Annotated in this window: 22 protein-coding genes and 1 pseudogene; 9 read left to right on the forward strand and 14 right to left on the reverse strand. The window is 41.7% G+C overall.

The genetic code is table 11. From position 1 onward, the window contains the following. Nucleotides 1-51: 51 nt before the first annotated feature. Both NZD81_RS07655 and glsA read right to left on the reverse strand, forming a co-directional pair. Nucleotides 52-333, reverse strand: coding sequence for an Fpa/YlaN family protein (locus NZD81_RS07655; RefSeq protein ID WP_014663853.1), 282 nt, complete (start codon nucleotides 331-333; stop codon nucleotides 52-54). Between the two features lie 97 nt (nucleotides 334-430). After that, nucleotides 431-1,360 (reverse strand): glutaminase A, encoded by a 930-nt coding sequence (gene glsA, locus NZD81_RS07660; RefSeq protein ID WP_071576764.1) that lies wholly within the window; start codon nucleotides 1,358-1,360, stop codon nucleotides 431-433. 102 nt (nucleotides 1,361-1,462) lie between these two features. On the opposite strand from glsA, the gene NZD81_RS07665 reads away from it, so the two are divergent. After that, nucleotides 1,463-1,945 carry a hypothetical protein gene (locus NZD81_RS07665; RefSeq protein ID WP_014663851.1) on the forward strand — a complete coding sequence of 161 codons (483 nt, stop codon included), beginning with the start codon at nucleotides 1,463-1,465 and terminating at the stop codon, nucleotides 1,943-1,945. A gap of 2 nt (nucleotides 1,946-1,947) precedes the next feature. Here the strand turns inward: NZD81_RS07665 and NZD81_RS07670 are convergent, their stop codons facing one another. Continuing rightward, nucleotides 1,948-3,276 carry a PhoH family protein gene (locus NZD81_RS07670; RefSeq protein WP_069149545.1) on the reverse strand — a complete coding sequence of 443 codons (1,329 nt, stop codon included), beginning with the start codon at nucleotides 3,274-3,276 and terminating at the stop codon, nucleotides 1,948-1,950. A 153-nt stretch (nucleotides 3,277-3,429) separates the two neighbouring features. Between NZD81_RS07670 and NZD81_RS07675 the strand changes: the two genes are divergently transcribed. Beyond that, a complete protein-coding gene (locus NZD81_RS07675; protein WP_289859958.1) occupies nucleotides 3,430-4,059 on the forward strand; it encodes a YhcN/YlaJ family sporulation lipoprotein in 630 nt (209 codons plus the stop codon). Nucleotides 4,060-4,141: 82 nt separating this feature from the next. Next, nucleotides 4,142-4,351 carry a YlaI family protein gene (locus NZD81_RS07680; protein WP_003232271.1) on the forward strand — a complete coding sequence of 70 codons (210 nt, stop codon included), beginning with the start codon at nucleotides 4,142-4,144 and terminating at the stop codon, nucleotides 4,349-4,351. Nucleotides 4,352-4,404: 53 nt separating this feature from the next. On the opposite strand, the gene NZD81_RS07685 is transcribed toward NZD81_RS07680, so the two are convergent. Next, nucleotides 4,405-4,722 carry a YlaH-like family protein gene (locus NZD81_RS07685; RefSeq protein ID WP_003232274.1) on the reverse strand — a complete coding sequence of 106 codons (318 nt, stop codon included), beginning with the start codon at nucleotides 4,720-4,722 and terminating at the stop codon, nucleotides 4,405-4,407. 56 nt (nucleotides 4,723-4,778) lie between these two features. Next, nucleotides 4,779-6,617: a translational GTPase TypA gene (gene typA, locus NZD81_RS07690; RefSeq protein WP_003232278.1), complete on the reverse strand. Its 1,839-nt coding sequence runs from the start codon at nucleotides 6,615-6,617 to the stop codon at nucleotides 4,779-4,781. A 112-nt stretch (nucleotides 6,618-6,729) separates the two neighbouring features. Between typA and NZD81_RS07695 the strand changes: the two genes are divergently transcribed. Then, nucleotides 6,730-6,918, forward strand: a complete 189-nt coding sequence (locus NZD81_RS07695) for a YlaF family protein (RefSeq protein WP_040083245.1) — start codon at nucleotides 6,730-6,732, stop codon at nucleotides 6,916-6,918. Between the two features lie 272 nt (nucleotides 6,919-7,190). Continuing rightward, nucleotides 7,191-7,802: a hypothetical protein gene (locus tag NZD81_RS07700; RefSeq protein ID WP_069149544.1), complete on the forward strand. Its 612-nt coding sequence runs from the start codon at nucleotides 7,191-7,193 to the stop codon at nucleotides 7,800-7,802. Between the two features lie 38 nt (nucleotides 7,803-7,840). Here NZD81_RS07700 and NZD81_RS07705 read toward each other — a convergent pair whose 3' ends face one another. Genes NZD81_RS07705 through NZD81_RS07720 form a run of 4 tightly spaced genes read right to left on the reverse strand, consistent with a single transcriptional unit; the run spans nucleotide 7,841 to nucleotide 10,851 of the window. Beyond that, a complete protein-coding gene (locus tag NZD81_RS07705) occupies nucleotides 7,841-8,134 on the reverse strand; it encodes a zf-HC2 domain-containing protein (protein WP_147771857.1) in 294 nt (97 codons plus the stop codon). Beyond that, entirely contained in the window at nucleotides 8,131-8,652 is a 522-nt protein-coding gene (gene ylaC, locus NZD81_RS07710; protein WP_289859964.1) for an RNA polymerase sigma factor YlaC, read from the reverse strand. The genes NZD81_RS07705 and ylaC overlap by 4 nt, the downstream gene beginning before the upstream one ends. Then, entirely contained in the window at nucleotides 8,652-8,921 is a 270-nt protein-coding gene (locus tag NZD81_RS07715; protein WP_069838818.1) for a hypothetical protein, read from the reverse strand. Before NZD81_RS07715 ends, ylaC begins: the two co-directional genes overlap by 1 nt. Beyond that, entirely contained in the window at nucleotides 8,911-10,851 is a 1,941-nt protein-coding gene (locus NZD81_RS07720; protein WP_289859966.1) for a hypothetical protein, read from the reverse strand. Before NZD81_RS07720 ends, NZD81_RS07715 begins: the two co-directional genes overlap by 11 nt. A 284-nt stretch (nucleotides 10,852-11,135) precedes the next feature. Between NZD81_RS07720 and nprE the strand changes: the two genes are divergently transcribed. Then, the gene (gene nprE / locus NZD81_RS07725; protein ID WP_014663842.1) at nucleotides 11,136-12,701 is read left to right on the forward strand and encodes a neutral metalloprotease NprE; all 1,566 of its coding nucleotides are present in this window, start codon (nucleotides 11,136-11,138) and stop codon (nucleotides 12,699-12,701) included. Nucleotides 12,702-13,052: 351 nt separating this feature from the next. Then, nucleotides 13,053-13,966: pseudogene (locus tag NZD81_RS07730) on the forward strand (class I SAM-dependent methyltransferase). A gap of 60 nt (nucleotides 13,967-14,026) precedes the next feature. On the opposite strand, the gene NZD81_RS07735 reads toward NZD81_RS07730, so the two are convergent. The 3 genes from NZD81_RS07735 to NZD81_RS07745 form a co-directional block, all read right to left on the reverse strand. Continuing rightward, nucleotides 14,027-14,443 carry a GNAT family N-acetyltransferase gene (locus NZD81_RS07735; protein WP_289860549.1) on the reverse strand — a complete coding sequence of 139 codons (417 nt, stop codon included), beginning with the start codon at nucleotides 14,441-14,443 and terminating at the stop codon, nucleotides 14,027-14,029. Between the two features lie 25 nt (nucleotides 14,444-14,468). Further along, nucleotides 14,469-15,266, reverse strand: coding sequence for an inositol-1-monophosphatase (gene suhB / locus NZD81_RS07740; protein WP_289859969.1), 798 nt, complete (start codon nucleotides 15,264-15,266; stop codon nucleotides 14,469-14,471). A gap of 137 nt (nucleotides 15,267-15,403) precedes the next feature. Then, complete coding sequence (locus NZD81_RS07745; RefSeq protein ID WP_009967148.1) at nucleotides 15,404-15,592, reverse strand: hypothetical protein; 189 nt, start codon at nucleotides 15,590-15,592, stop codon at nucleotides 15,404-15,406. Nucleotides 15,593-15,831: 239 nt separating this feature from the next. Here NZD81_RS07745 and NZD81_RS07750 point away from each other — a divergent pair, with 239 nt between their 5' ends. Continuing rightward, a complete protein-coding gene (locus tag NZD81_RS07750; RefSeq protein ID WP_014663838.1) occupies nucleotides 15,832-16,470 on the forward strand; it encodes a YktB family protein in 639 nt (212 codons plus the stop codon). Nucleotides 16,471-16,502: 32 nt separating this feature from the next. Here NZD81_RS07750 and NZD81_RS07755 read toward each other — a convergent pair whose 3' ends face one another. Further along, a complete protein-coding gene (locus NZD81_RS07755) occupies nucleotides 16,503-16,769 on the reverse strand; it encodes a UPF0223 family protein (protein WP_014663837.1) in 267 nt (88 codons plus the stop codon). Between the two features lie 184 nt (nucleotides 16,770-16,953). Here NZD81_RS07755 and speA point away from each other — a divergent pair, with 184 nt between their 5' ends. Beyond that, nucleotides 16,954-18,426, forward strand: a complete 1,473-nt coding sequence (speA, locus tag NZD81_RS07760; protein ID WP_040083252.1) for an arginine decarboxylase — start codon at nucleotides 16,954-16,956, stop codon at nucleotides 18,424-18,426. A 38-nt stretch (nucleotides 18,427-18,464) separates the two neighbouring features. Here speA and NZD81_RS07765 read toward each other — a convergent pair whose 3' ends face one another. Continuing rightward, nucleotides 18,465-18,584 (reverse strand): GapA-binding peptide SR1P, encoded by a 120-nt coding sequence (locus NZD81_RS07765; protein WP_003232305.1) that lies wholly within the window; start codon nucleotides 18,582-18,584, stop codon nucleotides 18,465-18,467. Nucleotides 18,585-18,949 lie beyond the last annotated feature (365 nt).

Here is an 18,949-nt window from a genome sequence, read left to right on the forward strand (position 1 = left end):
AATAGCGGTTATAAAAAAACCCAAACTGTTAATAAGTTTGAGTTTTATCATTTATTTACTTGTAAACGCGTCATGCAATGCAGACAATTCACGTTCCAATGTGTATAAAAGGTCTTTACCGTCTTTTTCATCAACCAATCCCAGGCGGACAGCAAAATCGATTTCCCTCGAAAGCCCGAACATTTGAGTATCTAAGACCTCTTCATATAGAGGACATTGAGGCATCGTTAAGTTATCCATTTGTACTCGGATCAGCTTCAAAATCTTCTCAGCGTCAACTTTTAAGAGTTCAAAAGCTTTTTGCCGATGGTCAACTATCATCTCTGAAGCCAAAAGTATCCCTCCGTTCCCCAGGCGAGTACCTAATTCTTCTATTTATCATAAAGGGTATCAGCAGAAAATGCAAGAGGATTTAAGCAGATGACATAAATTAAAAAATACTCAGCCTGTACATCTCAGACATGATTTCCAATAGCTTTACACCTGCAATGCTGTTGCCTTTTTCGTCCAATGCCGGACCGAAAATACCGATCCCGAAATCATAAGGTGAAATGCCCATAATCCCGCCGGATACGCCGCTTTTCGCGGGGATTCCGACCTTAATTGCGAATTCCCCGCTTGCATTGTACATTCCGCACGTCACCATAAATGTTTTGCAAATTCTTGCGACATCTTTTGAGATGACCTGCTCCCCAGTCTCAGGATTTCTGCCGTTCAATGCAAATACAGATCCGATTTTCGCTAAATCCAAGCTGCTCATCTCAATCGCGCATTGCTTCGTGTATAAATCCATTACTGCTTCTACATCATCCTCAAAAATGCCGTACTGCTTCATATAATAACACATTGCCCGATTAATCATTGAAGTGCTGTATTCGGATTCAGCCACTTCCCGGCAGTATGTAATCTCTTGGTTGTTTGTCAGCCTTCTAATAAAAGATAGCAAATAATCAAGTCTCTCTTTCACCGTTCTTCCTCTAATCAGACTTGTTACTACCAATGCCCCGGCATTAATCATAGGGTTTAACGGCTTGCTTGGATTTACTGTTTCCAGCTTGATAATTGAATTAAACGGATCACCGGTCGGCTCCTGTCCAACATAACTGAAGACCTTATCTTTGCCGTATTCCATTAATACCAAAGCAAGTACAAGGACTTTCGATATACTTTGAAGCGTAAATGTTTTTTCTACGTCACCTGCTGACAGGCAAACATTATTGGAATAATAAATCGCCACTGACAGATCGTGTTTATCAGCTTTTGCCAAGGCAGGAATATAACTGGCTACCTCCCCCTTGTCCGTTACTTTTTTCGCCTTTTTCACTAAGGCTTCAAGCTCATCATTATGCCGGCATACCATGCAAACACCCTCGTTCCCTCAGCATTTCAATACACATAATTTGTACACAAAGTGACAATTCATGCGAAAACTTTTATAATTTTGAGAGAAGGGGGTCATATTATGAGCGTTATCCAAGTAAAAGGCAATGTTACATATCCGATTACCATTGATCCAAGCGTATGGATTTTTGATGATCGCAAATTTTCGTTTGACCGCAAAGGGGACAGTCAAGACACATTACAATCTACCGGGGATGAATCCGAGCTTGATTCAGAACGCGTCATCAGAGAGGGCCGGATTGCGCCGCCGACTTTAAAGACCGAAAAACAATACGAGAAGCAAAAACTGATGAACGGAAGTTTTGCAATGAGACTTGGGACTGTGCTGAAAAATGCCGAGCCGAACAGCTCTGCGACACAATGTGTATTTGTCACAAGTTCAGGAAAGGCCGCCGTTTCTCTGGAAACCGCTTTGAACAGTATTGTCCATTTCAGTGAGGCAGGCAAGCCGATTCAAGAAGGCGGCCCCGTGCATATTTACTTTGAAGATCCGGTTCATCATAAACAGCCGATTACCGATTTAAAAGAAATCGAAATCATTTAATGTTACAGCAAGTCAGCGGCAAGCTGGGCGAGACCTGATCTCTCACCTTTTAACAGCTTCACGCTGCCTGAGATGGGTTGTCCTTTAAACCGCTCGACCACATAGGCCAAACCATTGTTCAGACTGTCTAAATATGGGTGATCAATTTGTTCAGGATCGCCCATTAAGACTATTTTACTGCCCTCACCGACCCTCGTTAGCAATGTTTTTACCTCATGCCTGGTCAAATTTTGCGCTTCATCAATGATAATAAATTGATCTGGAATGCTTCTCCCTCTGATATAAGTCAGCGCCTCTACCTGAATTGAGCCAATTCCCGCCAAAATAGCCTCAAGCTCCCCTGGTTTTTTCGCATTGAACAGAAACTCCAAGTTGTCAAAAATCGGCTGCATCCAAGGCTTTAGCTTTTCCTCTTTTTCGCCTGGCAAATACCCGATGTCTTTGCCAACAGGAACAATTGGCCTTGCGACGACCAGCTTTTTATATATTCCCAAGTCTTCTGTCTGTAATAGCCCTGCCGCCAAGGCTAAGAGCGTCTTTCCGGTCCCCGCTTTTCCGATCAGGGTAACAAGCGGAATATCTTCCCGCAGCAAAAGCTCTAACGCCATTGTCTGCTGTACATTTTTCGGCCTGATCCCCCATATATGTTCATCATCAAATACGAGTCTTTTTAATACCGTTCCGGTTTTATCTGCAATCCCGACAGCCGAGGAGGACCCTCCCAGCTCATCCTTCATTAAAGCAAATTGATTCGGATAAAACGCATGCTGCTTCACATCGTTTACTGAAATTTGATTTTTCCCGTAAAAAGAGCTGAACAGCTGCTGGCTGATATATATATCTTTATAGCCGCTGTACATTTCATCATTGTCCACAACCCTGTCATTTAAGAAATCTTCGGCATGAAGTCCAATTGCGTCCGCTTTAACCCTAACAAGTACGTCCTTGCTCACGAGGATAACCGGCCTGCCATTTTCCTTTGTTTCTTCCTCTAGGCTTAGGTTTTTCGCCACAGCTAATATGCGATTATCGTTCGTCTTTTCAATAAAGATCTCTTGCAGCTGGTGAAACGAACGATGATTCAGTTCAATTCTCAGTGTGCCGCCAGTGTCAAGCGGCACATGCTCATGCAGCCTGCCTTTTTGCCTTAGCGCATCGATCAGCTTAGATACGTGCCTTGCATTCCTCCCAACTTCGTCCATATACCGTTTTTTTGAATCAACCTCTTCTAATACGACAGCAGGGATGACAACCTCGTTTTCTTCAAAAGAAAATATCGCGTTAGGATCCTGTAATAACACATTCGTATCTAACACATAAATTTTACTCAAGTCTCAGCCTCCTGATATAAGGGTCAAAGTTCTTCCTGCTTCTCTTTTGATGAAAAAGGTGAATGCCTGCTAAAATATATGTTTTTGTGCATAAAGATAGAAGGTTAATTCAACAATAAAATTAATGAAAGCATTTCAAGGAGGGACCCGCAAGTGCGAATTCTTTTCATTATCATACAGCTGACGCTTATCCTGTCCGCTTGTGCCTATCAACAAGGTAAACAGGACCAGAATGTTGAAAAGGAATCAACAAGACAGCAGGAGACTAAACCGATTCATGTAAAGGACACAACTCAGGAAACAAAAGACAATGGAACTAGAGCGGATATAGCCAAGCATCTGGTCAGCGTTGCTGATAGAAACCCCGACGTCAAGGATGCAACAGCTGTTGTGCTGGGAGGTTATGCTGTTGTTGGGATTGATGTCGATGACACTTTGGACAGAAGCAAAGTGGAAACCATCAAATACTCTGTAGCACAGGCTCTAAAAAATGATCGATATGGCGCCAACGCAGTTGTTATTGCAGATCCCGATACGGTCAGCCGCCTGCGTGAAATGAGCAGAGAAATCAGTGAGGGCCATCCGGTAACAGGCATACTGGATGAATTAGCTGCGATTGTCGGCAGAGTGCTTCCCGAAGTGCCTAACGATGTGATTGACAATGAAGACGAGCCGCAAACAAAGCAGCAAAATGATCAATTAAATAGAAAACAGCAGCAGGAAATGGAGAAGGAACAAAACGATCAATCAGATCATCATATGAAAAAGAACAAGAATGATTAAGCTATAGCCTTGCGCTTTAGCTTTTTCTTATTTTGGACAGCTTCTGATCCGTGCTATAATACATGTTAGTGAAAGAGGTGATATGATGAGGGTCAAATGTTCTATTTGCGATAAAATTGAAACAATTGATGATGATACCCTGATCGCGAAACGGCTTCGAAACCGCCCAATCCATACATATATGTGCCAGGAATGCCACGATCGGATTGCCAAAAAAACAGAAGAACGGCTGAAAACGGGAAAATTTACGTTTCACCCGGGACAGCAGAAAAAAGAAAAAGTCAAAAAATAAAGCGGCCGCTTAACATACAGAACAAAAAAAGACTCAGCTTTCAGCTGAGTCTTTTATGATTTTGCAGACTGTCCCTTTTTCGACTGATACAGCCGAATTTTGTAAATGATTAAAATCAGCGCAGCGACGACCAATCCTTCTGCCACGGGCAAAAACACTCCTAAAAAAGTCAAAACAGTGCAGCCTAAAGCAAGAAATACATACACCACCGCTGATTTTAACACAGGAAGCCGTTTAGCAAATCCAAGCTTAAATACAATAACGGCCAACACAAAAATCGTGCCGTACAGCAGCCACATGCCTGCCGCAGGCTGCCGGTCTACTTGATATAGAGCGGCGAAGAACGACAGGCGTTCGCTTACGTCATTCAAAAAGATTCCCTCCCCTGTAAACGTACGGGTTCTATCTTTTCAAATTCTGCACGAGCTTAAGACAATCCTGCTGTTTTTTTCTTTTTAGCCGCTTTTTCACGTTCATTCTTATTGAGGATTTTCTTTCTTAAACGGATGGATTCAGGTGTTACTTCACAATATTCATCTTCGTTTAAGTACTCTAGAGACTCCTCAAGAGACATGATGCGCGCTTTTTTAATTGTAGTTGTCTGATCCTTCGTCGCAGAGCGAACGTTTGTTTGCTGTTTCATTTTGCTGACGTTAACAACAAGGTCATTGTCACGGTTATGCTCTCCAACGATCATTCCTTCGTATACTTCAGTTCCCGGCTCAACGAAGATAACACCGCGGTCTTCAATTCCTTGAATACCATAAGATGTCGCTTTTCCGTTTTCCATTGACACAAGCACACCTTGACGGCGTCCGCCGACTTGGCCCGCCTGCATCGGCTGGTAGCTGTCAAACGTATGGTTCAGAATACCGAATCCGCGTGTTAATGATAGGAACTCAGTAGAGTAACCGATCAATCCGCGGGAAGGAACTGTAAAGATAAGACGGACTTGGCCGTTTCCATTGTTGATCATATCCACCATTTCGCCTTTGCGTGCTCCCATTGATTCCATGACAGAGCCAGTATGCTCTTCAGGCACATCAATTTGCACACGCTCAACAGGCTCACAGCGTACGCCGTCAATTTCTTTGATGATAACTTCAGGTTTTGACACTTGAAGCTCATAGCCCTCACGGCGCATATTTTCAATTAAAATTGACAAGTGCAGCTCACCGCGTCCGGAGACAACCCAAGCATCAGGTGAAGCTGTTGGCTCTACACGCAAGCTCACATCCGTCTGAAGCTGTGATTGAAGACGCTCTTCGATTTTACGAGCCGTTACATATTTGCCTTCACGGCCTGCAAACGGACTGTTATTCACGACAAATGTCATTTGAAGTGTCGGCTCATCAATGCGAAGCACCGGAAGCGGATCTTGATGGTCTACAGGGCATACCGTTTCACCAACGTTGATATCTTCCATCCCGGATACCGCAACGAGGTCTCCCGCTTTTGCTTCTTCAATTTCCACACGCTTTAAGCCTTGGAAACCAAAAATCTTTGTTACACGGAATGACTTAGCCGTTCCGTCAAGCTTCATAAGAGAAACCTGCTGTCCGACTTTCATCGTGCCGCGGAATACGCGTCCGATTCCGATACGGCCTACATAGTCGTTGTAGTCAAGAAGGGCAACTTGGAATTGAAGCGGCTCCTCTGCATTATCAACAGGTGCCGGAACATGCTTAATAATTGTTTCATATAAAGCTTCCATGTTTTCATCCTGTTGTTTCGGATCAAGACTCGCTGTTCCATTAATCGCGGAAGCATATACTACTGGGAACTCGAGCTGCTCTTCATTGGCATCAAGCTCAATGAACAGATCAAGAACTTCATCGATTACTTCCTCAGGACGGGCAAAATCACGGTCAATTTTGTTTACAACAACAACCGGGTTCAGGTTTTGCTCAAGAGCTTTTTTCAGAACGAACCGAGTTTGAGGCATACAGCCTTCATATGCGTCAACGACAAGCACTACGCCGTCAACCATTTTCATAATCCGTTCTACTTCTCCCCCAAAGTCTGCGTGTCCAGGGGTGTCCAAAATATTGATACGTGTATCTTTATAGTTAATCGCAGTATTTTTCGCCAAAATTGTAATGCCGCGTTCGCGTTCAAGATCATTAGAGTCCATTGCGCGTTCAGCAACCTGTTCGTTGGCACGGAACGTTCCAGCCTGATGTAAAAGCTGATCGACTAAAGTCGTTTTCCCATGGTCAACGTGGGCAATAATCGCGATGTTGCGAAGATCATTTCGAAGTTTCACTTTTTCATCTCCTAAAAAAATTAGATAACTTTCATATTATACCACACATCCTCTTTAAAAGCGTCACGTTTTTCAGTAAACTTAATATAAGACATAAAAGGGGATGGAAAATATGAAAAAAACGAATTGGCTTTTACTATTATTTGCATTTGCAGCGGTTTTCAGCATTATGCTGATCGGCGTCTTTATCGCTGAAAAAAGCGCTATTGGCATTATCGCCAGCATTGTACTTGTTTGCGCCGTTATGGGCGGCGGATTTACATTGAAAAAGAAAATGCGCGAACAGGGTTTGCTTGATTAAAAGCATTGCCCCGCCCGCGACATTGTAATCAAAAAACACCGCAAAGAAAGCGGTGTTTTTCATTTCTTTAAGCCTTATCTCCCCTGTTTCTTAGTCAGGAAGATGCAAATCATCCTTCATACATAGACAATCGTTCTAACGATCACACACGCAGCCTTCAAAAAGTAGTTCGACAACGATACACATAAAATACCATAGCGCCTATTTCTCCACCGGTAATCACTCCCTATAATGGAATTTGTAGCACAATTCATAAAAGGGAGAGAAGAAACATGAAGAACACATTTGTAAAAAAAGCGATGCTAACGACTGCCGCAATGACCTCAGCTGCTCTATTAACGTTCGGCCCTGATGCAGCCAGCGCAAAAACACCGGCTGATCACACTGATGTTTATGTTCAGCATCAGACAGTCACAAACGAAGATATCAATGCATTTATTGATATTCTAAATCAGTGTATATACGAACAAGACGGTGTATATTATTTCGACAGCGAAAAAGCTGTCGAGTTAGGAATGACAAAAGAAGAGGCTCAAGTCATCGCAAAATTGTGGGAATCGACATCAGAATTTTTTAGCATTGTTTCACAATGTGTGTATCTCGAGGATGGAGATTATAAATTCGATACAGAAAAAGCAGTTGAACTTGGCTTCACAGAAAAAGAAGCACTTGCACTTGAACAATTTTTCTCCGCTGTTACCTTAAAGATTCACATTCTTCAAGCAGCCATTGTGCTGCAAGATGATGTATACAGCTATGATAAAGATGCAGCGGTACAAGCAGGCGCAACGCCAATGCAAGCTGACGTTTATGAAAAACTCTTCAGTGCCCTGTCACAAGAACAGCTTGCCGCTATCTACGATATGATTCATCCCCAGGCTTAATCTAAAAAAGCGCTTGTCAGACGGACAAGCGCTTTGCTTTATATCAGCAGTTTGATGATCAGCATCACGGCAAATGCCGCTCCAAACCAGCAGGCAGCTTTTATGATCAGTAAACCATAGTACCTCTGTTTAAAACGCATTTCTTCTTCCGGCAGAAAAGCCTCCTCAACAGCCTGCTCACTTTCCAATTCAAATGGCTCAGCCATCGTGTCATTCATATCTCTGCAGTCGCTGCATATTTTTAAATGCTCTTCTATGATGTGTTCCGTTTCTCTTTTACAATCACCCTCAAGATACAGAGGAAGCAGGTCTCTTACTAGAAAGCACGTCATATCCGCCCCTCCTCTTTCCTTTTCGTCATGTTTTTCTTCAGCTCTAATCTAGCCCGGTGCAATGTGGTTTTCACCTTAGAAAGACTCCATCCTAATATCTCAGCGATTTCTTCATAAGTAAGCTCTTGGAATTCTCTTAAAATCAAAACGGATTGATGCTGATCTTTTAACTTCAGGAGCTCCTGCCGCAGCGTTTTGCTTTTTACCGTCCGTGACAGATACTGTTCAGGCTGCTCATAAGTTGTTTGCGTTAACCCTTCATTTTTGCTGATATCAGTAAATTGGTATTTGACATCCCTGCGGTACCAATTGATAAAGGTGTGATGGGCAATGGTGTAAAGCCATGTTCTGATGGAAGAATGCCCCCTAAACGAGGCCAGGCCGTTAAGAGCTTTCACAAACGTGTCTTGCGCTAAGTCCTTGGCTGTTTCAAGGTGATGAGTCCTTCTGAATAAATAATTTAAAATTTCTTGATAATACTGCCGATACAAGTCCTCAATGGAATTCCTATGCTTCATTAAAAGTAAAACCACACCGTCATCCAAATGGCCAATAAAATGAAACAGATATACATGGAAGACAGGTATACTTTCATATATCTCATTTGGCTTTCTTCCTCAGCACCAGGGCTTCTCTTTAAACAAGTTTTACTCTTTAAGTCTTCCGCATTCTTTTCAAATAGGGACTCATGCTGTTTCATCCATTCCATTGATTCATCCTCTAACTCTCCTTCTTTATACAGGTCGTATAAGTCTAAAAAAACGGACTCTTTTTCTTTATGATTCATAAAGACTTTTCACCTCTTGTGTTTCTCCATCCACTACATAGGCATCATGGCGATTTGAACCAAACGGCTGAATAATGATCAGCCATGCATAATGCCGTTCATCCCCTCTTTGAACGATAATCGGACGCATACGCTTTTTGTAAATGACACCCTGATATGCAGAAGCTACTTTTTTGTAAGCCAATGTTCCATTACGATACGTAAAGGGGAATGTCTGATCAGGTGTTTCGCTGTATGCATAAACGTTTAGCTGACCTTGATCTTCAAAAAACTCATATGCTTTAGAAGAATCAGTATACATTACCAAGTCACTCTTCCTGCTTTTTTTCTTCATTTCTGATACATCAGCATCAAAGACCGTTAATACCTGCTGCTGCAGCCGGCTGTTAGTCAGTGAAATTTCCTTTTTCATTGGAATTGAGAGACTCTGTAAACTACCGGATTCTCCATCAAATTCCAATATAATTCCATCTTTTATTTCAACACGCACCATGCTTCCGAGCAGGCTGTCGCTTTCAATACCAGTGATCTGATAAGGCTGCTTTGATATGTTCAACGCTGTAAACATTTGTTCCACTTTGTCGTGAATGTCTTGTTCTGTTATATGAACATGCAAAAGAGAGTCAAGCTGATAAATCGAAGGATCTTCACTAAAACCCATTAAGGTTTCCTTTTCCCAATAAAATACCGCGCCATCATCAGCATGATCTTTTTTATGAAGTCGGTTTTTGAGGTATATACGTACGACTGTCTGGCCGTCCTCATTAGATACCTTTGTTTCGATATGATCCTTATGTAACACACGTCCGTGTCGCTCAAGGAAAGCGATGGACTTCCGCTTGTACTCCTGATTCGTTAGCTTTTTCCCATGCGCTTTTTCCAAGTATTCATAATTGCGAATCAGCTGCGATACTTCATCTACCTCAGCTTTATAACTCTTGCTTTCAAATGAGTAGAAATAATGCACATCCATGTTCGTATCGTGCAAATAAAGTGTTTCATCCGTAGGAAAAAATGACTTTAGTATCTGTTCCGCTTTTTCTGATGAAATGTGCTCCCCGACAAAATTGAATGAATCATGGACATTTATCGGTTTTGATACAGAGAAAGCAGCCGTTGCTATGTTATATATCGGATTTAAGAGAAGGACAAAAAACACCATGACAGCCATCGGCAGCCACTTATTCACACGCACATAAACCTTTCCTGACTTTTGGAACAGATGATAGCTCATCAAAAATCCCGCCATTGTCAAATAAATCGTATATGGCATTACTGCACCATAATCTTTTGAGATTTGATTGGGATATGGCGCAAGCAGCAAGACAAGCAGTCCGATAATCAACGTATAAAATAAACCTAGTAAGATCTTATTCGTTCTCCAATACAGCTTGAAAAACACTACATTCAACACAATAGGAAGAGTGATGATGAAAAACAGAAACATGAATGCGATCGGCTCCATCCCATCCGGGTATTCCTTCCAATACGAAAAGAAACTAAAAATCATTTGTACGATTGGCAAACTGACAACGGCCAGGTCGAACGTATAAAACTTACCCTTTCCGCCATGATCACGAAGCATCAACATGTAGTGAAAAGCCGTCAGCAGCACATAACCGTATAACAAAAAATGCAGCAGCGGCAGCAGTTCATTTCCGTCCTCTCTTAAGTACACGCTCGTGAAGTTTGTTGATTGCACCTGGTGAATAAGTTCAACAGACACCCCTGCCAGCAGCACAATCCGCAATATAACACCCGCCAAGAACATTGTGCGCTGCCGGTTTATTTTGGGATGATGCACCAAAAGATATAAGCCCGCCAGAACAACAATTGACCATTGAATCAGCAGCGTGCTTTGTCTGCTTAATATAAAATAACGTTCGAAATGCAATACATAATGACTGAATAACTCCAACACAAACAACAATCCTTTACTTCTTATTAAGGCCTCATTCGGTTAGACAGCGGACTTTTCAAAAAGTTTCAATAAAAAACAAAAATATCTCATCTTCCCCTTGATATGTAAAAAACATAACTCTTAAATAAACCATCACATGACACTTGACTCATCTTGATATTATTCAACAAAAACAAACACAGGACAATACTATCAATTTTGTCTAGTTATGTTAGTTTTTGTTGAGTATTCCAGAATGCTAGTTTAATATAACAATATAAAGTTTTCAGTATTTTCAAAAAGGGGGATTTATTGTGGGTTTAGGTAAGAAATTGTCTGTTGCTGTCGCTGCTTCGTTTATGAGTTTATCAATCAGCCTTCCAGGTGTTCAGGCTGCTGAAGGTCATCAGCTTAAAGAGAATCAAACAAATTTCCTCTCCAAAAACGCAATTGCTCAATCAGAACTATCTGCACCAAATGACAAGGCTGTCAAACAATTTTTGAAAAAGAACAGCAACATTTTTAAAGGTGATCCTGCCAAAAGGCTGAAGCTTGTTGAAAGCACGACTGATGCTCTTGGGTACAAGCACTTCCGATATGCGCCTGTCGTTAACGGAGTGCCGATTAAAGATTCGCAAGTGATCGTTCACGTCGATAAATCCGACAATGTCTATGCGATCAATGGTGAATTACACAATCAATCTGCTGCAAAAACAGAAAACAGCCAAAAAGTCTCCTCTGAAAAAGCACTGGCACTTGCTTTCAAAGCTATCGGCAAATCACCAGACGCTGTCTCTAACGGAGCGGCCAAAAACAGCGATAAAGCTGAATTAAAAGCTGTAGAAACAAAGGACGGCAGCTATCGTCTTGCTTACGACGTGACGATTCGCTATGTCGAGCCTGAACCTGCAAACTGGGAAGTCTTAGTTGACGCCGAAACAGGCAGCATTTTAAAACAGCAAAATAAAGTAGAACATGCCGCCGCCACTGGAAGCGGAACAACTCTAAAGGGCGCAACTGTTCCTTTGAACATCTCTTATGAAAGCGGAAAATACGTTCTAAGAGATCTTTCAAAACCAACAGGCACCCAAATCATCACATATGACTTACAAAACAGACAAAGCCGCCTTCCGGGCACGCTTGTCTCAAGCACAACGAAAACATTTACATCTTCATCACAGCGGGCAGCCGTTGACGCACACTATAACCTCGGAAAAGTGTACGATTATTTTTATTCAAACTTTAAACGAAACAGCTATGATAACAAAGGCAGTAAAATTGTTTCTTCCGTTCATTATGGCACTAAGTACAACAATGCTGCCTGGATAGGAGACCAAATGATTTACGGTGACGGCGATGGTTCATTCTTCTCTCCGCTTTCCGGTTCATTAGATGTGACTGCACATGAAATGACTCATGGCGTCACTCAAGAAACGGCCAACTTGATTTATGAAAATCAGCCGGGAGCATTAAACGAATCATTCTCTGACGTATTCGGTTACTTTAACGATACAGAGGACTGGGACATCGGTGAAGACATTACAGTCAGCCAGCCTGCTCTCCGCAGCCTGTCCAATCCGACAAAATACGATCAGCCTGATAATTACGCCGATTATCAAAACCTTCCAAACACAGATGAAGGCGATTACGGCGGCGTACACACAAACAGCGGAATCCCAAACAAAGCCGCTTACAACACAATTACAAAGCTTGGTGTATCTAAATCACAGCAAATCTATTACCGTGCGTTAACAACGTACCTCACGCCTTCTTCAACGTTCAAAGATGCCAAGGCAGCTCTCATTCAGTCTGCCCGTGACCTTTACGGCTCTACTGATGCCTCTAAAGTTGAAGCAGCCTGGAATGCTGTTGGATTATAATATTAGGAAAAGCCTGAGATCCCTCAGGCTTTTTTTGTTACATGTATTCAGTTCTGTCTTCAGCATGAAAGGATAATGTTAAAAGATCAGAAACCGCTTCCAATTTACAAAAAACAGCCGCAAGTGTGCAGCATAGGGAAAGCAGCAGTCGATCCTCCCTGATTCAACGCACAAAATTGATAGAGAAATTCTTCTAGCGACACTTGTTATGTGAAGATTGCGCGTCCAGTAAAGAGCAAAAACATTGACAAAAAAATTTATTTATGCTAAAATTTACTATTAATATATTTGTGTGTATAATAAGATTCTCCTGGCCGGGGGAATCTTATTTTTTTGTGGGAGGACCATTTCATGCGGAACAATGAGTCCAGCTTAACGTCTTTGGTTTCAGCTTTTGCCCGTGCATATCACAGCCGATATGACACCCCTCTTATTTTTGATGATTTTATGGCAAAAGAACTCATTAATGAAAAAGAGTTTACAAATATCAGTGAAAATATGATTCAAGGAATATCGTTTTTCAACAAAGAGATTGCCGAGCGTCTTCAAAATGATCCTGAAAAAATATTAAAATGGGTTGTACAAATCCAGCTGTCACCCACGCCCCTGGCACGTGCATCTTATTGTGAATAGTTTTGCACAACGAATTAATGCTGGGAGCAAAACAGTATGTCATTCTTGGAGCAGGACTGGATACTTTCTGTTTTCGGCATCCAGAATTAGAAAACAGCTTACAGGTTTTCGAAGTGGATCATCCAGCTACACAGCAATTCAAAAAAAATAAGCTAAAGGACGCAAATCTGGCAATTCCGGGTCATCTTCATTTTGTTCCTATGGATTTTAGCAACATGTTTTCATATGAGCCTCTCATAGAAAACGGATTTGAGAACACAAAAACATTTTTCAGTCTTCTAGGAGTGTCTTATTATTTAACGCATGAAGAAATTGCGAGCCTCATCAGCAATTTATTTTCTCATGTCCCGGCTGGAAGCTCTATTGTTTTTGATTATGCGGATGAAACACTCTTTACAGCAAAAGGAACGTCGAATCGAGTGGAACATATGGTGAAAATGGCTGCCGCAGGCGGAGAACCGATGAAATCATGTTTCGCTTATCAGGAGATTGAACACCTGTTAGCATCATCTGGTTTACTGATCTATGAACATCTATCACCAGACGACATTAATGACCATTTCTTCGGCAATCGAAAAGACAATTTGTCAGCGTTTGAAACGATTCATTATATTCATGCGGTAAAAAAATAATTTTTAAATCATTAAAAGCCTCTCAATGCTTGAGAGGCTTTTAATGGTACCCGCACGAGCTTATGCTAAAGGCTTCACCAGGATCATAAATGATTTGCCTTTCTCATCTTTTTCCGTTTTCAGCTGTTCAAAACCGCATTGGCTTAAAAACAATATCCATTCCCTGCGCTCAATGGGAACACCCGCAAACATCGCTTTATGTTTCGCTCTAAGCAATTTGCTGATCTGTTCAATGATCATCTTCGCATATCCCTTTTTTTCTTCAGCCGGGTCAATCAGCACCGTTCCGAGCCACGGCTTACCGTTTGAAGGAGACCATTCGAGATGATAGCTGACGGCAACAGGCAGACCGTCTTTTTCCCACACAAGCCATGACCCGTTGTACATGGAGTAGGAGATGATATAGTCTTCTGCATTTTTATCCCCAAACTCCTCCTCTCTCCATACAGGATGAGCCTCCGCAAGCTTTTCTAACAAGCTGAGATCATCCTGCTCAAATGGCCTACTTCCCAGCATGAAGATACTCTTCAAATATCGTTTTATGTATAGATGGGTTGCCGGCTAGCACACTGTGGTTTTCTAAAAAGGTAAACGCCGATCCTTCGATGGTCGTATAGATGCCCCCTACTTCATTTAACAGCACACAGCCTGCTGCATAATCCCATGGCGCAAGCCGCATTGTGATGTAAGCATCTATCCTTCCTGCCGCGACATTTGCCAGCTCTAAAGCGGCAGAACCGTAGGAGCGTGTGCCTCTGACTCTTTTCACAAGTGGCGCTAACACATTTTGATCAATTCTTCTGTTTTCCGTTACCCATGTTGCATTAATGGCAAGAATCGCTTCTTCAATGACGGTTTCTTTTAAAGGAGCCAGCTTCGTTTCATTCATGTAAGCTCCTCTGCCGCTAAATGCGTGATACAGCTCATCGTGCACCACATCATAAATTAAACCGATTTTTCCTTCACCGTTTTCAAAAATCCCAATTGAAATCGCAAAATTTCTTTGCTGGTGCACAAAATTCATCGTCCCATCAATCGGGTCGATAATCCAGACGACTCCCTCCAGTGAGTGGAGTTTGTCTCCTTGCCCTTCTTCACCGAGTATGCGGTGTCCCGGAAACGTTTCTTGAATTCGATCAATGAAAAACTTTTCGGTTTCTTTGTCAATATTGGTGACTAAATCATTCGGATTTGATTTCGTTTCAATTGTCAGGCTTTCATGCATAGATTGTTTTATTCTCGCGCCTGCTTCTCTTATCCATTTTTTTGCAATCTCATCAATTTCCGTCCAATTTGCCATTCGTGCGTACCTCTCTTCTATGTAGACCTTTATTTTATAGGATACTGATAACGGCGGTGAAAAAGCAAGGAAAATGAAAAATATCCCTTCTCATGTAAAAACGAACCATTCATGCGGTTCGTTTTCACTATCGCTTTTTACCCGTTAAGACGAATCCATTCTTTTCTAAGTCGCTCAAGTTTGTTTTTGCTTTGTTCAATCTGCTCTTCATTTTCTTTTTGCATTGCTTCATATAGGGTTGCCAATTCATAATCAACCTCTAGTCTCCAGACAGCAACACGATTGTTTTTCTCTTCCTTAAATCCCTCTTTTACAACTTGCCTCATTGTCTTTCGCCCCTTCCAGAGATCATTTGTTTGTAAGAAAGCATCCCATTTTGCCATTCAACAATGATTACTTCTTATATCGTATGATTGTTCTATTTACGCGCAACATGATTCTGAAAATTGTGTGTTTACCTATTCGTTTATTACCACATTTCCCCTTACTTCAAACGCGCTCAATCTTTTTGAAGCTCGTATGAACTGTGATAAAATATGTATACTTAGCATGAAGGAGGAAAATCATGACACAAATGCGTTTCACTGAAGAAGACTTTAATACATTTACAATAGAAGGCTTAGACGCGCGCATGGAGGTATTAAAAGAGACGGTCCGCCCCAAGCTTACAGCTCTAGGCGAACATTTTGCCCCGACTTTAACAGCATTAACCGGAGATGAAATGTTTCCGCATGTGGCAAAGCACGCAAGAAGATCCGTCAATCCCCCTGCTGACAGCTGGGTGGCGTTCGCAAACAGCAAAAGAGGCTATAAAAAACTGCCGCATTTCCAGATTGGTTTATGGGAAAGCCACGTCTTTGTGTGGTTCGCAATTATTTATGAATCCCCTATCAAAGAAGAATACGGCAAATTGCTTGAAGCAAATCAGGAAACCATTACGAAAAATATTCCTGACAGCTTCGTTTGGTCCGCGGATCACACAAAACCGGGAGTACATAAACAGTCTGAAATGGACAAGGAGCAGCTGAAGACTCTGTTTGAGCGTTTGCAGACTGTAAAGAAAGCCGAGCTGTTATGCGGCATACAGCTTCAAAAAGAAGAAGTATTGAATATGAATAATCAGGAATTCCTTCAGCATATCGATGACGCCTTTAAGCAGCTTGCTTTTCTATACCGTCTCACCCAAAAAGTATCACAAGCATAAAAAAGAGCCGGGCTATCCCCCGGCTCTTTTTCCTACATTTTAATCTTCGCCTGATCAGATTCTCTCGCCTGTTTGACCGTGCGATATGGAGAATATGTACTTTGTTCCTCAAACTCGCCGCATAGCTTTTTTTCCTCTGCCTTCCCCGGCACAATTTCCTTGAAACGGCGGTAAGCTTTAAGCAGTTCTTCGCGGTCTGCCCCTTTTTCATATGCAAGCTCAACCTGCTGGAAAAATGCAATCACATCCACTGCTTCTTCGGTTGTCCAGTCTTCATTCATCGGATATTGGTACTCCATTTTCTTCACTCCTTATAAAATTACTTCCTTTAAGAGAAAGCATCTTCATTAGATCATAAATTGTTCTTTACATTCTTTCAAGTTCATAATATAATTCATTTGTTTTACGTCTAAAAAACGGTTGAGAAACTGATTTTAATACACACTATTATGCATAGGTATGATTACAAAGGTGGGAAAACAATTGTCGCAACATGAAACACCCTTATATACAGGACTGAAAAAGCATGCAAGCAGACAGCCTGTTCAATTCCACATTCCCGGCCATAAAAAAGGGGCAGGAATGGACCCGGAATTCAGACAATTCATCGGTGAAAACGCGTTAAGCATAGATTTAATTAATATTGAGCCATTAGACGATCTGCACGCGCCTAAAGGCATTATTAAACAAGCACAGGATCTTGCTGCTGAAGCATTTGGCGCGGATCACACATTTTTTTCTGTTCAAGGAACAAGCGGCGCCATTATGACAATGGTAATGGCTGTTTGCGGACCTGGCGATAAAATTATTATTCCAAGAAATGTTCATAAATCAATTATGACAGCTATTGTATTTTCCGGAGCAGTTCCAATTTTTATTCATCCTGAAATTGACAATGAATTGGGCATCTCGCACGGCATTACACTTGAATCTGCAAAACGGGCGCTTACCGAACATCCTGATGCAAAAGGGCTTCTTGTCATCAACCCGACATATTTCGGGGTTGCAGCCGACTTAAAAAGCATTGTGGAACTCGCTCATTCGTTTGATGTGCCAGTGCTTGTGGATGAAGCACACGGCGTTCACATTCACTTTCACGACGAATTGCCGCTATCGGCCATGCAGGCAGGAGCTGATATCGCAGCGACAAGTGTACACAAGCTGGGCGGATCACTCACGCAAAGTTCGATTTTAAACATGAGAGAGGGCCTTGTATCTAAAGACCGAGTGCAATCCATCCTGAGCATGCTGACAACGACGTCAACTTCTTACTTGCTTCTCGCTTCTTTGGATGTTGCCAGAAAACGCCTTGCAACAGAAGGCCGCAAGCTTGCTGAGGAGACACTCAAGCTTGCCAATCAGACGAGAGGTCGCCTCAACCAGATTGAAGGCATTTATTGTGTCGGTTCTGAAATTCTTGGTTCGAAAGCAGCTTACAGCTATGATCCGACAAAATTGATTATCTCTGTTAAAAATCTTGGCCTGACAGGACATGACGTTGAAAAATGGCTTCGTGAATCCTTTAATATTGAGGTTGAGCTTTCTGATCTGTACAATATTTTGTGTATTTTCACTCCTGGTGACAGCCAAAATGATGCAGACCGGCTTGTAGAGGCTTTAACAGGCATAGCACAGCAAATGTCAGAAAAAGATGTCACACATCAGCAAACTGAGGTATTGCTTCCGGAAATACCTTTATTGGCAATGACTCCGCGTGATGCTTTCTATGCAAATACGGAAGTCATCCCATTGAAAGAAGCATCCGGACGGATTATCGCTGAATTTGTCATGGTATATCCGCCTGGTATTCCAATCTTCATTCCAGGAGAAATTATTACAGAAGAAAACATCAGCTACATTTTTAAAAACCTTGACGCAGGCCTCCCTGTTCAAGGACCCGAGGACTCGACTTTACATATGATCCGGGTCATCAAAGAGCAAAAAGCAATTCAATAAAAAATAAAAAGCATGCGGCTTAAAGCCGCATGCTTTTATTACTCTTCATCAACAGGACATTGGCATTGTCCGCAGCATGTTCCGTATAATGTTGTCACTTTCTCATCTTCAAAGTAATGAATGGCTTCGTTGCAATCTTGACAAACAATCGTTCCCATCTCTTATTCCCCATTTCTTTGAAATTTGAAAACGCTTAATTTCTTTTGTTGTTATTATATTAATATGACACATTTAAAATGTCAACAATAAACTGTATAACACATTTAATTTTAATTCATCATATACATCGTGTTTTTTCATTTTTACAATTTCTTATTCATACAGCAGCTTTATCCGATATATATGCCGCAACACATAAGGTAATTTCACGTTTTCTTGAACTTTCATTAAAGAATGCAGCAATAAATTCAATATACCCCTAGGTTGCTATTTGAAACGATTGATATCATATGTAATCTCACTTTAAAAACGGTTTCAATTATATAACAATTAGGTAACAAGAAGCAGTTTAAGCCGCCTCTCG

This window comes from Bacillus sp. B.PNR1, from assembly GCF_030386235.1.
Taxonomy (GTDB): Bacteria; Bacillota; Bacilli; order Bacillales; family Bacillaceae; genus Bacillus; species Bacillus stercoris.